Here is a 14,414-nt window from a genome sequence, read left to right on the forward strand (position 1 = left end):
TTTTCTGGGTAGGTCTGATTTGCGGCGGATCTACAGTTTGGAACTACACACACTCAACGGGGTACTCTATGTGCGTCGATAAACTGAAAAAATCGGGACAGATCCTGTGATGCATCGCCGGCGCGAAAATTCATGATAATCGGCGATGTGACGCCGGCATCTGCAACAAGGCGGTAAACGACATCATCCCGCCGCAAGCGCTGAACGGAGCTTGGAACCAAGGTTACACCGATACCCGCGGCAACGAGGCCGATGGCGGTCTGCATTTCATTGGCTTCGATGATTGTGCCGAGATTGAGACCATGTGACCGGAAATGCTGCAATACATGATCCGCATAACTCGGACGCGGCCTGACGGGATAGAGGATGAAAGGCTCAGTCGCCAGCTGCTTTAAACCCAGACGCGCATGCTTGAGTAATGGATGGCGCAATGGCAAGGCGGCGACAAGTGCCTCGTCTTCTATGACATCACATACCAGTTCCGGGTCATCGAGAATGAGCCGCCCGATGCCGACGTCGATCCTCCCGGCCTTCAACGCTTCGCCTTGTTCAATAGTCGTCATTTCCGACAGTATGACTTCCACCTCATTGCTTGCCTTTCGGTAACTGCGAATCAGTTCTGGCAAGAATCCGTACAGCACTGAAGGCACAAATCCAATGCCGAACCACCGATGCTGCCCTTGGCCAATGCGGCGCGTCGCCCGCTGTATTTCATCGATCCTGGCAAGTACTTGCATGCATTGCTGAAGAAAAAACGCTCCCGCCTTGGTCAAGGCGAGCGGCCTTGCATTGCGGTCGATGAGCTGCGTGCCCAGTTCATCCTCCAGCTGGCGTATCTGGCGTGACAGCGGAGGCTGCGCCATATGCAGCAGCTCTGCCGCACGGCTGAAGTTCAGGGTTTTTCCTACTGCTTCGAAATAACGCAAATGTCGCAGTTCCACGATACCTCCAGGGTATAGCACGGTAGCCAAATGATATTAGACGGAGGATGCCAGAAAACTTACCATTGGCTCGTCAATACAGCCATGAATCCAAAAATGCATATTAAATCGAATCGCCCTTGCATCACGGCACTTGAGGCAATTATCGTCGACCTTCCCACCATTCGCGAACACCGCCTGGCGATGACGACGATGAGCCGCCAGACGCTGGTGATTGTACGTTTAAGCTGCGACGATGGCATTGAAGGCATCGGTGAGGCGACCACCATCGGCGGCCTCAGCTACGGTGATCAAAGCCCCGAATCGATCAAGCTCACGCTCGATCACTACGTCAATCCGCTGGTCATCGGCATGGACGCCACGAGCGTGAATGCCGTGCTGGCTAAGGTCGATCAGTCCGTGCAAGGTAATTCACTCGCAAAATCGGCGCTGGAAACAGCCTTGCTGGATGCTCAGGGCAAGCGCCTTGGGGCGCCGGTGCATGCCCTGCTTGGCGGGGCTGTGCGCAATTCTCTCCCCGTTCTCTGGACGCTGGCCAGTGGCGACAGCGCCCGCGACATCGAAGAAGCGAAGCAATTACTCGATATCCGCCGTCACAAGGTATTCAAGCTCAAGATCGGCAAGCGCAGTCCGCGCCAGGATATCGAGCACGTTGCAGCCATTAAGAATGCTCTCGGCGACAGAGCCGAGATTACTGTCGATATCAATCAGGCCTGGAGCGAGGCAACGGCTGCGCGGCATATTCCGGACCTGCAGGCAGCCGGTGTGATGCTGGTCGAGCAGCCCATTGCGCGTGACAACCGCCGTGGCATGGCGCGGATCGCGCGGATGTTCAACATTCCTATCATGGCGGACGAAGCGATCAGCACCCCTGCCGACATGTTCGACTATGCGAGCGACGGTGCGGCGGACATCGTTGCCCTAAAAATCGCAAAGTCAGGTGGCCCATTGGGCGTGATTCGTGTGGCGGCAGTTGCCGACGCGGCGGGAATAGGCTGCTATGGAGGCACGCTACTGGAAGGCACTATTGGCAGCATCGCATCTGCCCATGCATTTGCTGCCTGCCGCAGGTTGGAATGGGGGACAGAATTGTTCGGGCCCTTGCTGTTGAAAGACGATATCGTCGTCGAGCGCGCATCGGTCGCTGAGTTTGAACTCGCCGTGCCCGACGCGCCGGGTCTTGGCGTCGCTATCGACGAAGACAAGCTTGCCTTTTACAGGCGTGACAAGACACGCACCACGGTCGCATGAGGACAGGCCACCACGCACGCCCGCACAATCAATGACAGAAAGGAAAGATTCATGCTGTTTCTAGTCAGGATGGATGTCTTATTACCGCTCGATATGCCTTCGTCCGTTGCTGACGACATCAAGGCGCGCGAAAAGGCTTACGCGCAAGACCTGCAACGCAGCGGCAAGTGGGTTCACTTGTACCGCGTCGTCGGCGAATATGCCAACTACAGCATCTTCGATGTTGAGTCTAATGACGAACTTCATGGCTTGCTGTCGTCGCTTCCGCTGTTTCCGTATATGAAGATCATGGTAACGCCGCTGGCAAAGCATCCATCATCCATCGTTTAACCGAACCACCAGAATTGCAGGAATAAAAATGAAGCATTCCATTATTAAAGCCATTATCGGCGGCGTGGTACTGAGCACCGCATTCTCCGTCGCGGCCGCCGATGTCTATCCGAGCAAACCCATAAAATGGGTGGTGCCGTTCACCCCGGGCGGCGCCATGGACACCATGGCGCGCACGCTAGGCGAAAAAATGTCGCAAAGCATGAAGCAGCCGATCATCATCGAAAATCGTCCCGGTGCCGGTGGTGTGGTCGGATCGACCATGGTCGCCAAGTCCGAGCCGGATGGCTACACCATGATGATTGTGTCTATCGGGCATGCGGTAAATCCTAGCCTGTATAAGAAGCTTTCCTATGATCCCATCAAGGACTTCGAGCCGGTCAGCCTAGTAGGTATCGTACCGAACGTGCTCGTGGTCAATCCTGCCGTAAAGGCGGCCAATGTGTCCGACTTGGTCTCATTGGCGAAACAGCAACCGGGCAAGCTGACATTTGCTTCGGCAGGCAGCGGAACCACGATCCATCTGGCCGGTGAACTATTTGCTTCCATGGCGAATATCGACATCCTCCACGTACCCTACAAAGGGAGCGCGCCGGCAGTCACGGATCTCATGGGGCATCAGGTCGATATGATGTTTGATTCGGTTTCGTCCGCCAAGCCGTATATCGACGCCGGTCGCCTGAAGCCACTAGCAGTGACAACCAGCAAGCGTTCCAGTGTCTTGCCGAATGTGCCGACCGTTGCGGAGGCAGGCATCAAAGGCTACGAACTCAGTGGCTGGTATGCGGTGTTCGTGCCTGCGAAGACGCCTCAGCCCGTCGTCAACAGGCTCAACGACGAACTAGTGAAGGCACTGAAGCAAGCTGATGTAAAAGCACGATTCACGCAAATTGGTGCAGAAGCAGTCGGCTCTACGCCCGCAGAACTCGCCAAATACCTGAATTCGGAAACGGCAAAATGGTCAGAGATCGTCCGGGCCCGCAATATCAAGGCGGATTGATCGATTCGTTCGGTCTCATCTACCATTTTCATTGCAAATCCATAGGTGGAGCGAATAGAGAGGGACGCGTGTTCAGATCTAAGTTTTCCTGCGCGTCCCTGAGTTGCCCCTGGCATTCTGGTCAGGTGAAAGCGCTCGAGGGAAAAATGGACTGCTTCCGATGGCGTTGAGCAGGCCACCATTTTCAGTGGACTTCATATGCGCATTTGCAGGAAGTCATACACACAACAATACATGAGTAAAGAGGACTTGGACGATGGCGACATCGGATCTTGGATCCCATATCGTTCAGAACAGATCCACTCCTTTAGTAGAGCCATTTCCATGATCTCCGGCTGTGCTGACCTCGACTTGGAACAGGTTTGAAAAATTGCAACACTCCTGTGCCAGCATAAGAATAGATGATATGAAGTTACTTTTTCGCTCGCTACGATAAAGCGCGACGTAAGTAATCAGTGGCAGCACAGGATTTGTTTCAATCACTTCCAGGGCACCTCGATCAATCAGCGATTTGAGACAGTCCTTCGGTAAATAGCTGACACCAAGACCAGAAACGGTAAGGCCGATGAGCGCGATCAGACTGTTACTACTAATAGCGTTTGCTGGCTCGATACCCTGTGATTTGAACCAACGATCGTAGATGATCCCTGTTCCAGATTTGTCCCCTTGGGTCAAAATCGTATAAGCCGCAAGTTCATGGATCCGTAAGCCTCGCGCGTCTGAAAGAAGACCGGGTTTGGCCATCCATGTACTTTCAACCTGAGCTAAGGGTATCGCTGAAAATCGGTCTTCGACAAATGCATCTGGGACGATAATTGCGTCTACTTCATCGGCAAGCAATTTGTCCCGCAGGTTGACGCTCAAGTCCACGTCAGGTTCGATCCGGACCCGAGGATAATGCTGGCGAACCAATCGCACGAGTTTGGGCAACCATGTCATTGCAGTCAGTTCCGTGACGCCGATGCGAAGCCGACGCTCGACAATCTCTGCCTTACTGAATTGTTCGACGGCAGCGTCGCGTTCCTTCAAGAGCCGTTTGGCAATCGATAACAGCTCTTCTCCTTTTTCAGTAAGGCGCGCTTGACGATGTTCGCGGTCGAAAAGTTCTGTGCCAAACGTACTTTCAAGCTCCTTTATTCGTTTTGAAATCGCAGATTGCGTCGTGTTCAGCTTTCGGGCCGCCGGTACAAATCCACCCAGGGCAGCAATCCAATAGAGTGCCTCCAATTGCTTAAATGAAAACATATTCCACCTTTGGTGCAGAGATAGCTTCTATTATTCCTTAAAGCGATAATTTTATAGAAAAAAATATCGCTTTTTTTTGTTTGTCCTAGCTCCTATGATCAGTTCCTAAATCACCCCGCATGGCCATAGCGCCAACTGATAGGAGTCGCAGATGTCTGCACCGCCGTTTTTAGTTAAGTCCGTTCCGCCCGTCGTCAGTCGTGAAGAACTCGATCCGCTCCGCAATATTGTCGTCTCGCATCTGAGCGACAACCTAAGCCGCCTCTCCGGAGTACATGGACTGCAGCGGTATCACCGCAGCAAAAAGCTCGTTGGAACGGCGTTCACAGTCAAGACCCGACCTGGCGACAATTTACTGATTTATAAAGCTTTGATGATGATGTCGCCAGGCCACGTCCTTGTTGTTGATGGCGGGGCAGAAACGACCAATGCACTTGTCGGCGAACTTATCATGTTGTACGCAATGCAACGCGGTTGCGCAGGATTCGTGCTTGATGCAGCGATCCGTGATTCCGCTGCTTTCCATGATGCCGACTTCCCGTGCTATGCCCGTGCGATCAGCCACCGTGGGCCATACAAGAATGGCCCGGGCCAGATAAATGTCCCGGTAACGATTGGCGGACAAGTCATTAATCCAGGAGACGTCATCGTCGGTGACGAAGACGGGTTGATCAGTTTCCCGCCCTCGGAAGCAAAGTTCCTCATCGAGGCGGCCAGAAAAACTGCGGGGATCGAAGAAGCGATCAAAGAAGAGATAGCGAACGGGAAGATAGAACAAGCGTGGCTTACCCGTGTATTGCAACCATACGGTCTATAACCAACCTTGATATTCAAAGGCAACAAAATGAGTAGCTCTTATCTTGCGTCGCGTCTCGATACGGTGAAGCCTTCTCCAAGCATGGCGGCAAAGGCACGGGTGGATGCATTGCGCGCCTCGGGCAAAGAAATTGTCGACCTCACTATTGGGGAACCAGATTTCCCTACCCCTTTACACATCATCGCTTCCGGGATCGCGGCGTTGCAAAGCGGGCAAACCCGATATACAGGATCCACCGGGACGCCGTCCCTGCGCAGTGCAATCGCAAAAAAACTGGCCCGTGAGAATGGCCTTCCGTACGACCCCAGCGATATTGTGGTCGGCAATGGCGCAAAACATATTATCTATAACGCCTTTTCCGCCACCTTGAACGAAGGTGACGAGGTGATCATCCCAACACCATTTTGGGTATCGTACCCCGATATGGTCGCGATTAATGGAGGTATGCCCGTCATCGTAAAATGTGACGCGTCGACCGGCTTCAAACTGACAGCAGCAGCCTTGGAAAAGGCAATTACGCCGCGTACCAAGTGGCTGGTTCTTAACACGCCTAATAATCCGACGGGCGCAGTTTATACCGCCGAGGAACTGGCATCACTCTGCGAAGTGCTTAACGGTCATCCTGACGTTTGGCTGATGACGGATGAAATTTACGAACACTTTGTTTATGGAGAAGCGACGCACGTATCGCCGCTACAAATCGACCCACGGCTGATTGGACGCACGCTAATCGTGAACGGGGTTTCGAAAGCCTATGCGATGACAGGATGGCGTATCGGTTATGGAGCCGGTCCGGGAGTCTTGATGAAAGCAATCTCGTTGCTGTTATCGCAGAGCACGACCTGCCCGAGCGCTATTAGCCAGGCCGCAGCAACGGAGGCCTTGAATGGTCCTCAACAATGCGTAAGGGAGGCCACTGCTTTATTCAAGGATCGCCGCGATTCAATGGTACGGCTCCTGAATGAAATTCCGGGCATCGACTGCACGCTACCCGACGGTGCCTTTTACGTGTTTCCAAACGTCTCTGGCGCCATCGGGAAAACGACACCATCGGGAACCCGCTTGGGATCCGACATCGATGTAATGATGTATTTGTTGGAAATGGCCGGGGTTGCAACGATCGACGGTAGTTCGTATGGGCAACCGGGCTATTTGCGGATGTCGTTTGCCACTTCGTTTGAACAAATTGAGCAAGGCTGTGCACAGATTGCGACGGCATTTGCCCAACTCAGATAATTGTAGTATCCCTTCAATTCAAGAGAGAGGCCTGTTATGTTGAATATTCAAAATGTAGTCCTGGTTGCGGCCTTATCGACAATCAGCTTGTCTGCAGCAGCCGACCAGTTGGCGGACATCAAGCAAAAAGGTACATTGGTTTGCGGTACGCTAGTGTCCTGAGTTAGAAGTTCGTTGAATTATTCTGCGTATCAGTTGTCCGACGCCTATTGGTTTTCATGGCGAGGACGGCATGGCAGGCAGACCGAAAGCGGAACTGGTGTTGAGCGCGGCGGAAAAAGAGCAATTGCATGCCTGGGCGAGACGGCGTAAGACGGCGCAAGCACTGGCTTTGCGTTCGCGCATCGTCCTGGAATGTGCCGGCGGAGCGGAAAACAAGGCGGTGGCGGTCAAGCTGGCGGTGACGCGCCAAACGGTATCGAAATGGCGCGCCCGCTTTGTTCACATGCGCCTGGATGGTTTGCTCGATGCCCCGCGCTCGGGAGCGCCGCGCACGATTGATGATGCGCGTGTTGATGTTGTGATTGCCAAGACGCTGGAGGAACAACCGTCGAATGCCACACACTGGAGCACGCGGGCTATGGCGCGCGAAGCGAAGCTGTCGCAAACGGCGGTCAGCCGCATCTGGCGCGCCTTCGGTTTGCAACCGCATCGTCAGGAAACGTTCAAGCTGTCCACCGACCCGCTGTTTGTCGAGAAGACCCGCGACATCGTCGGGCTTTATCTCGATCCGCCGCTCAAGGCCATGGTGCTGTGCGTTGACGAGAAGAGCCAGATTCAGGCGCTGGACCGGACCCAGCCTATCTTGCCGCTGGCACCCGGTGTTCCCGAACGGCGCACGCATGACTACCAGCGCCATGGCACGACGACCTTGTTTGCTGCACTCGACATTGCCACCGGTGAAGTCATTGGGCAACTGCATCGACGTCATCGCAGCAGCGAGTTTCTGAAATTCTTGCGTACGATCGAGGCGTCGGTGCCGAATGACCTGGACATTCATCTGGTGATGGATAACTATGGCACGCACAAGACCCCCACCATCCGCAATTGGTTCGCCCGCCACCCGCGTTTCCACGTGCATTTCACACCAACTTCGGCTTCGTGGCTCAACCAGGTCGAGCGCTGGTTCGCCACGCTGACTGAAAAACAAATTCGCCGTGGAACCCATCGTTCGACCCGTCAATTGGAGGACGCCATTCGGCATTACCTGAAACTCAATAACGCCGATCCCAAACCGTTTGTCTGGACCAAATCGGCCGACGACATCTTGGCCAGCATCGAACGCTTTTGTCTGCGAATTTCTAACTCAGGACACTAGGGACCGCCGAACCGTTCAGCTTTTCCAACCCCGCAACCCGTGAAGTGCAGGGTTATGACGTCGATTTTTGTAACGCGATAGCGAAAAGCCTCGGCGTAAAGCTCGAACTGAAACTGATTTCCGTGGCTGCCCGCATCCCGGAACTTCAGCAAGGGCGCGTGGATGTCATCGCGGCGAACCTCGGCTGGACGCCGGAACGCGCGGAGCAAATCACCTATAGCAATAGCTATTATGTCAGTCAGCAAAAAGTTGCGGCAAAGCGGTCGTCGGGACTGAAATCCGTGAGCGACTTGGCTGGCAAGCGTATCAGTGCGCCCAAGGGATCGACCTCCGAACTTGCGGTACGTAAATCAATACCGAACGCATCGACAACGACGTTCCAAGATCCCCCTGCAGCGTTTCTCGCCATGCAACAAGGTAAAGTTGACGCCTTTGCCGTTTCAGAACTCATGTTGCTGAAATTCCAGCAGCAAACGGAAGCAACTGCGCCGATCGACATTCTTGAGCCATCCCTCATGAGTGAAGCATGGGGCATCGGAATGCGGAAAGAAGAAGCCGGCCTGATGAAGCATGTCAATTCAGTATTGGAAGGAATGGAAAAATCCGGCGAAGCCAAACAGATCTTTGACAAATGGTTAGGGGAGAACACATCGTACAAGCTGAAGCGCTCCTTCAGAATTGAACCGATCAAAGGCTAGAGCAGTTTCAGTCTGACTTGCCAGGCGAGGCCGAGGCGATTTGCCTGTGGAACAAGGCGCGGCGACGCGACATGGCGAGCCATGGCAAGGAGTCGCAACGCCGTGCCGCGGGCAAAGCGTCCGGCATCGACGGTACAGTCAGGCTGAAACTGCTCTAAAGTACTTGGTACGTCGACATTAACCATAACGTCCCGGCATTGCCGGGCGTTGAAAAACTGTGTGCCACGATGGCTATCTAAATGAATCTCAAGATCGATTTCTCTGTTCTGCTTCGCGACGATTATCCCAAGTGGATTATTGACGGCGTTGTCACGATGCTGCAGCTCACGGCCTACTCCTGGCTACTGGCAATGGCTATCGGAATCGTGCTGGCAGTGATCCGGATGTCAAATAATCGGTGGGCAGAGTATGCAGTGGCGGGATATGTCGAGTACCACCAGAACGTACCCATGCTAGTGCAAATCTTCATTTGGTACTTCGCCGTGCCGACGCTGTTTCCTGAACCGGTCCAGCAGTGGTTCAACGCCCAACGTAGCGATTTTCTGTTTGCGGCGATTGCCGTGGGTCTGTGTATGGCTGCGTATGTCTCCGAAGATCTTCGCAGCGGCATTCGGGCCATTCCAAGAGCCCAGATGGAGGCAGCACGCGCTCTGGGGCTGAGTTATTTGAAGGCTTGCAGGATCGTCATTATCCCGCAAGCCCTCCGCATTGCCATTCCACCGCTTGTTAACCATACCGTCTTACTTTTCAAAAATACGAGTTTGGCCATGGCAATAGGCGTCGCGGAACTGACGTACGCCACGCGCGAAATAGAAAGCCAGTCTTTCCGCACTGTGGAAGCTTATCTACTTGCCACAACCGTCTACCTTGGCATTTCGCTACTCATCATGGCATGCGGCGCAGTCCTCGAAACGAAATTTCGCATCAAGGGTAGGTAAGCGATGAACGACATACTCAGTATTCTTCGTGATAACTGGACGCTACTGTTGATCGGACAGTATCCAAACGGCCCCCTCGGTGGTTTGGCCATCACCCTGATTCTCTCAGCCGTCGGTCTCGCGCTTGCTTTTCCGGTAAGTGTCTTGCTGGCAGTTGCACGTGTAAGTCCGATTTGGATACTTCGGATTCCGGCAACTGTGATCGTCTACGTCATCAGGGGCGTTCCCTTAATTATGTTCATCTTCTGGGTGTATTTTTTCGTTCCCCTGTTGATAGGCAGAACCGTCAGCGGCTTTACCACCATGCTGGTGACCCTTGTCATCTACCAGGCAGCGTATCTGGCCGAAGTGATTCGGGCCGGTATTGAAGGGCTGCCAAAAGGCCAGTTTGAGGCGTCCCGCGCATTAGGCATGAGTTACATGCAAACGATGGCGAAGATTGTGTTGCCCCAGGCGCTATACAACATGTTACCGGCCATGGTTAGCCAGTTCGTTTCGACGATAAAGGAAACCTCTCTTGGCTATGTGATCAGCGTGAACGAGCTCACATTTGCCGCGAACCAGATTAATACCACGTTACTTACTAAGCCGTTTCCCGTCTTCTTCATACTTGCGCTGATTTACTTTGTGCTGTGCTTCACCCTCACGCGGTTTGCACGCGCGCTGGAAAAGCGCATTGCAGCGAAGCGCGCAGGTGCCAGTCAAGTACAGGTTCGCAGTCCAAGCCCTTCATTGACTGCTGAGGCTGCATGAGCCGGACGGAAATATTCGTGATTAGACGCTCGTGGAAACTAACTCATCTGGCCAAGGCCTCGCTCAAAATATGATGATCACATTCGACAAAGTAAATAAGTGGTACGGCTCCTATCATGCTCTCGACAATGTCTCAGCACATGTTGCGAAGGGCGAAGTCGTGGTTGTGTGTGGTCCGTCGGGCTCAGGTAAATCGACCTTGATCCGTACCGTAAATCGCCTCGAAGAGATTCAGGAAGGCACCATCGTTTTTGATGGACAAAATATCTACGCGCCTAAAATTGATATGAATCACTTCCGTTCACGCGTAGGATTTGTATTTCAGAGTTTTAACCTGTTTCCCCATTTATCGGTTGCTGACAACATTGCGATGGCGCCTATCAACGTTCTCAAGACAAAGCGTTCAGACGCCCGAAAGCGCGCCCTGGAACTGCTGGAGCGTGTCGGCCTGGCGACTAAAGCAGACGCTTACCCAGGTCAACTGTCTGGAGGGCAGCAACAGCGTGTCGCTATTGCACGCGCTTTGGCGATGGACCCGCCTGCCATGCTTTTCGATGAACCCACCAGTGCCCTTGATCCCGAAATGGTAGGTGAGGTTCTACAAGTGATGAAACAGCTAGCACGGGACGGAATGACCATGATCTGTGTAACGCATGAAATGGGCTTCGCTCGCGAAGTGGCTGATCGCGTTTGGTTCATGGACAAGGGTGCATTAATAGAAACAGGCACGCCAGAACAATTTTTCGTCAGTCCACAAAGCGACCGCGCACGAAAATTTTTGTCAGACCTTAGAAATCATTAGAGAAGGTGCGGACTATGTCCGCCACATCAAAAGTCAAAGCTCGGGAAATTATGAAAATCATTATCGGGCGCCGCGAGCAAACGACAGGTCGCCTCTGGCTGTTGGCAAAGCATAGTTTTTCCGCAAGTTCCTTTCTGCTATGTCGGATGATTAAATGATATAGCCCCAAGCACGTTCATATTAACGATGAATGTGATCAACTAGATCGGCGACTAGCATCGGCTTGGCGAAGAGCCACCCTTGTGCAAACTGAACCCCGTGCTGTTCTAAGAAGCGGGCCTGGTGTTCGCTTTCCACGCCTTCAGCGATAATGGATAACTTGAGAGACTGTGCCATTTTGATGATATGGAAAATGACATGGCTCGTGGCGCTGTTCGTTCCGATCGTGTCGACGAATGATTTGTCGATTTTGAGATAGTCGAATTTCAGCTCCGTGAGGTAGGAGAGGCTTGAGTATCCCGTTCCAAAGTCGTCAATGGCGACTGCAATCCCCATGGACCTGATGTCGCTTAGTACTTGATTTGCCAGATGCGCTTTTAGTAGCGTGCGCTCGGTTGCTTCTAACAGAAGGTTGTTTGCTCGGAGGTGTCCGTGCTCGAGTAGACGCTGCAATGTCTCGATAATGGTGTTGGACTCAAGGTCGATGCCGGATAAGTTCATCCCAATGTGAAATCGGGGATTCTTTTTGAGAATTCCTACACTATCGTGGGCGACTGTTTCCATAATGCGCAGTGTCATCTGTTGAATCAATCCGGTTTCCTCCGCAATCGGAATGAATATGTCCGGCCGGATATCCGACCCGTCAGGGCGGCGCCAACGGACCAAGGCCTCTGCGCCAATCCACTCCCGCGTACTTAGATTCACCACTGGCTGATATACCATGTAAATCTCACTGGTCTTCAATGCGCTCTTTAACAAGGATCGGACAGATAGTCTCTGTTTGGCGACGTACCATAGCGCACCCATTACCACTAGCCCGGATGCTGCTCCGAGAGATCCCAGAAGCCACGTCAATTGCCGGACGCGGGGCGCTAGACGATTTCCAGGGATGGCAGCGTATGCGGTGATGCCTAGCTTGGCGGAAGGGCGTGCGGCGACAATGAACTGTCCATCGAAGAATGGCCTATTCCTGGATGCGCTCAGACGGGTAATCCAGGCTGGATCGAAGCTACCGCGCCGCGCGTTAAGGTTGTGGCTGATGGTACTAAATATGCCTATCGCGATATCGGGGTCGTTGAGAAAAACATCGATTGCTAAGTCACGATGAATGATTACGACATAACCCTTCCTTTCTACCAATAAAAAGGTTTTGTTTTTTGCCATCGGTAGATTCACCGACGCCCGGACAGCATCGCCGTTTTTACCAATGTGGTCAGGCCGGCCAAGGGAGATTTCCTTGCCATGGAATCCATACGATGAACATAATAAGTAGTCATTCGAGACATAACCTATTCCCTGGAGGTAGCGGGAACTCAGGGCCAGTTCCCGCATCAGCCGAATTTTGGCATCCGCGCATGGACCGGAATTCGTATTGGATTGAAGCGCCGTGACCGCTCGGTCCATTTCATCACCTGCTACTTCAGCATGTCGTATAACCTCACCAGCAAGTGAACTTGCGTATTCAATTTCTGAAGCCAGAATTTGATCTTGTGCAATTTCGTGAGCTAGTGTAGTGCTTTCGAAATCATTGAACTATGTTCCCTGCGCGTTGCCATAACATCATTCTTTGAGCGGAGCGAATGATGAACGAGGCCACGACGATCAAGTTGAGCGGTGAACAGCGCAGTGAACTGGAGCGCCGCGTGAGGTCGCAGACGATCGATGCGCGGGCTGCCCGGCGCGCACGAATCGTTTTGCTGGCGGCTGACGGCGTGGGCAATCATGAAATCGCCCGGCGCATGGAAATCAGTCGGGGCCAAGTCATCGCGTGGCGTCGCCGGTTCGCGCAAGGCGGCGTCGCCGCCATTGACGGCGACCTGCCGCGCAGCGGGCGCAAACGGCGGATTGACGCCGCCGAGATCGTGCGCCTGACCACGCAGACGGCGCCGAAAGGCGCGACGCACTGGAGCACGCGCACCCTCGCGGCGGAGATGGGCATATCCGACACGACGGTCCACAAGGCATGGAAAGCCCATGGCCTCAAGCCGCATCTGGTCGCCACGTTCAAGGTTTCCCGCGACCCGAGATTCGCGGAGAAGCTGGAAGACATCGTCGGGTTGTACCTCAGTCCGCCGGAGCATGCGCTGGTGTTGTGCTGCGACGAAAAAAGCCAGGTGCAGGCGCTCGATCGCACGCAGCCGGGACTGCCGTTGAAAAAAGGCAAAGCCGCGACGATGACCCACGATTACAAGCGGCATGGCACGACCACGTTGTTTGCGGCAATGTGCACGCTCGACGGCGCCGTCATCTCGCGCTGCGCGCAACGGCATCGCCATGGCGAGTGGCTGGACTTCCTGCGTCAAATCGATCGGGAAACGCCGAAGGAAAAGGAACTGCATCTGATCTGCGACAACTATGCCACCCACAAGCATCCCACCGTGCGGGCGTGGCTGGAGAAGCATCCGCGCTTCCATCTGCACTTCACTCCCACCTCCGCCTCCTGGCTCAACATGGTCGAACGCTTCTTCCGCAGCCTGTCGACCGATCGTCTGGAGCGCGGCGTGTTCAGGAGCGTGCCCGAACTGATTGCCGCCATTGACGAGTACATCGCTGTGCATAATGAAAATCCCAAACCCTTCGTCTGGACTGCCAAGTCCAATGACATCCTGCAAAAAGTCATTCGCGCCAACCGCCGCCTTGGTTCAAAGAAAAACGAAGCACTACACTAGCCACATGAGTATTGCGGTCATTGCAATTCCCAGGCACAAAGTAATAGCTAAGAAAGAGATATTGGTGAAACGCATTTTGAAATGAAGAAATGAATTTAAACTGGTTAATACAACTCCTGTGGGCGTGGCTGCGCTTACTTGTTGGAAAAGCCGTTAGACAATAATAAATAGCAAAAGATTACGGGACTATTGCACCACATTTGGAGTGGAGTTAACGCCTGAAGTTGGACAGATACGGAGGCAGGAATGCGATACGC

At 53.5% G+C, this 14,414-nt stretch carries 15 protein-coding genes; 12 read left to right on the forward strand and 3 right to left on the reverse strand.

The genetic code is table 11. The features are described from left to right. Window positions 1–53: 53 nt before the first annotated feature. Window positions 54–941, reverse strand: coding sequence for a LysR family transcriptional regulator (locus D3871_RS19375; protein WP_119770704.1), 888 nt, complete (start codon window positions 939–941; stop codon window positions 54–56). A 96-nt stretch (window positions 942–1,037) separates the two neighbouring features. Between D3871_RS19375 and D3871_RS19380 the strand changes: the two genes are divergently transcribed. Genes D3871_RS19380 through D3871_RS19390 form a run of 3 tightly spaced genes read left to right on the forward strand, consistent with a single transcriptional unit; the run spans window position 1,038 to window position 3,522 of the window. Next, window positions 1,038–2,192, forward strand: a complete 1,155-nt coding sequence (locus D3871_RS19380) for a muconate/chloromuconate family cycloisomerase (protein WP_119770705.1) — start codon at window positions 1,038–1,040, stop codon at window positions 2,190–2,192. A 51-nt stretch (window positions 2,193–2,243) separates the two neighbouring features. Continuing rightward, on the forward strand, window positions 2,244–2,522 hold the full coding sequence (gene catC / locus D3871_RS19385; protein ID WP_119770706.1) for a muconolactone Delta-isomerase: 279 nt from the start codon (window positions 2,244–2,246) through the stop codon (window positions 2,520–2,522). Between the two features lie 28 nt (window positions 2,523–2,550). After that, the gene (locus D3871_RS19390) at window positions 2,551–3,522 is read left to right on the forward strand and encodes a Bug family tripartite tricarboxylate transporter substrate binding protein (RefSeq protein ID WP_119770707.1); all 972 of its coding nucleotides are present in this window, start codon (window positions 2,551–2,553) and stop codon (window positions 3,520–3,522) included. Window positions 3,523–3,810: 288 nt separating this feature from the next. On the opposite strand, the gene D3871_RS19395 is transcribed toward D3871_RS19390, so the two are convergent. After that, entirely contained in the window at window positions 3,811–4,767 is a 957-nt protein-coding gene (locus D3871_RS19395) for a LysR family transcriptional regulator (RefSeq protein WP_119770708.1), read from the reverse strand. A 151-nt stretch (window positions 4,768–4,918) separates the two neighbouring features. Between D3871_RS19395 and D3871_RS19400 the strand changes: the two genes are divergently transcribed. The 8 genes from D3871_RS19400 (at window position 4,919) to D3871_RS19430 (ending at window position 11,329) form a co-directional block, all read left to right on the forward strand. Then, window positions 4,919–5,584 carry an RraA family protein gene (locus D3871_RS19400; protein ID WP_119770709.1) on the forward strand — a complete coding sequence of 222 codons (666 nt, stop codon included), beginning with the start codon at window positions 4,919–4,921 and terminating at the stop codon, window positions 5,582–5,584. 27 nt (window positions 5,585–5,611) lie between these two features. Then, complete coding sequence (locus tag D3871_RS19405; RefSeq protein ID WP_119770710.1) at window positions 5,612–6,820, forward strand: pyridoxal phosphate-dependent aminotransferase; 1,209 nt, start codon at window positions 5,612–5,614, stop codon at window positions 6,818–6,820. Window positions 6,821–7,052: 232 nt separating this feature from the next. Then, on the forward strand, window positions 7,053–8,138 hold the full coding sequence (locus D3871_RS19410; RefSeq protein ID WP_119770711.1) for an IS630 family transposase: 1,086 nt from the start codon (window positions 7,053–7,055) through the stop codon (window positions 8,136–8,138). Window positions 8,139–8,182: 44 nt separating this feature from the next. Then, window positions 8,183–8,836, forward strand: coding sequence for a transporter substrate-binding domain-containing protein (locus D3871_RS19415; RefSeq protein ID WP_119770712.1), 654 nt, complete (start codon window positions 8,183–8,185; stop codon window positions 8,834–8,836). A 17-nt stretch (window positions 8,837–8,853) separates the two neighbouring features. Further along, window positions 8,854–8,994 (forward strand): hypothetical protein, encoded by a 141-nt coding sequence (locus D3871_RS30315; protein WP_158597986.1) that lies wholly within the window; start codon window positions 8,854–8,856, stop codon window positions 8,992–8,994. An 81-nt stretch (window positions 8,995–9,075) separates the two neighbouring features. Continuing rightward, window positions 9,076–9,774: an amino acid ABC transporter permease gene (locus D3871_RS19420; RefSeq protein WP_119770713.1), complete on the forward strand. Its 699-nt coding sequence runs from the start codon at window positions 9,076–9,078 to the stop codon at window positions 9,772–9,774. A gap of 3 nt (window positions 9,775–9,777) precedes the next feature. Then, the gene (locus tag D3871_RS19425; protein ID WP_119770714.1) at window positions 9,778–10,527 is read left to right on the forward strand and encodes an amino acid ABC transporter permease; all 750 of its coding nucleotides are present in this window, start codon (window positions 9,778–9,780) and stop codon (window positions 10,525–10,527) included. Between the two features lie 73 nt (window positions 10,528–10,600). Beyond that, window positions 10,601–11,329, forward strand: coding sequence for an amino acid ABC transporter ATP-binding protein (locus D3871_RS19430; protein WP_119771450.1), 729 nt, complete (start codon window positions 10,601–10,603; stop codon window positions 11,327–11,329). Window positions 11,330–11,509: 180 nt separating this feature from the next. Here the strand turns inward: D3871_RS19430 and D3871_RS19435 are convergent, their stop codons facing one another. Further along, window positions 11,510–12,985 (reverse strand): EAL domain-containing protein, encoded by a 1,476-nt coding sequence (locus D3871_RS19435; protein ID WP_338016865.1) that lies wholly within the window; start codon window positions 12,983–12,985, stop codon window positions 11,510–11,512. An 86-nt stretch (window positions 12,986–13,071) separates the two neighbouring features. On the opposite strand from D3871_RS19435, the gene D3871_RS19440 reads away from it, so the two are divergent. Further along, the gene (locus D3871_RS19440) at window positions 13,072–14,157 is read left to right on the forward strand and encodes an IS630 family transposase (protein WP_119771405.1); all 1,086 of its coding nucleotides are present in this window, start codon (window positions 13,072–13,074) and stop codon (window positions 14,155–14,157) included. Window positions 14,158–14,414 lie beyond the last annotated feature (257 nt).

The organism is Noviherbaspirillum saxi, from assembly GCF_003591035.1.
GTDB lineage: Bacteria > Pseudomonadota > Gammaproteobacteria > Burkholderiales > Burkholderiaceae_D > Noviherbaspirillum > Noviherbaspirillum saxi.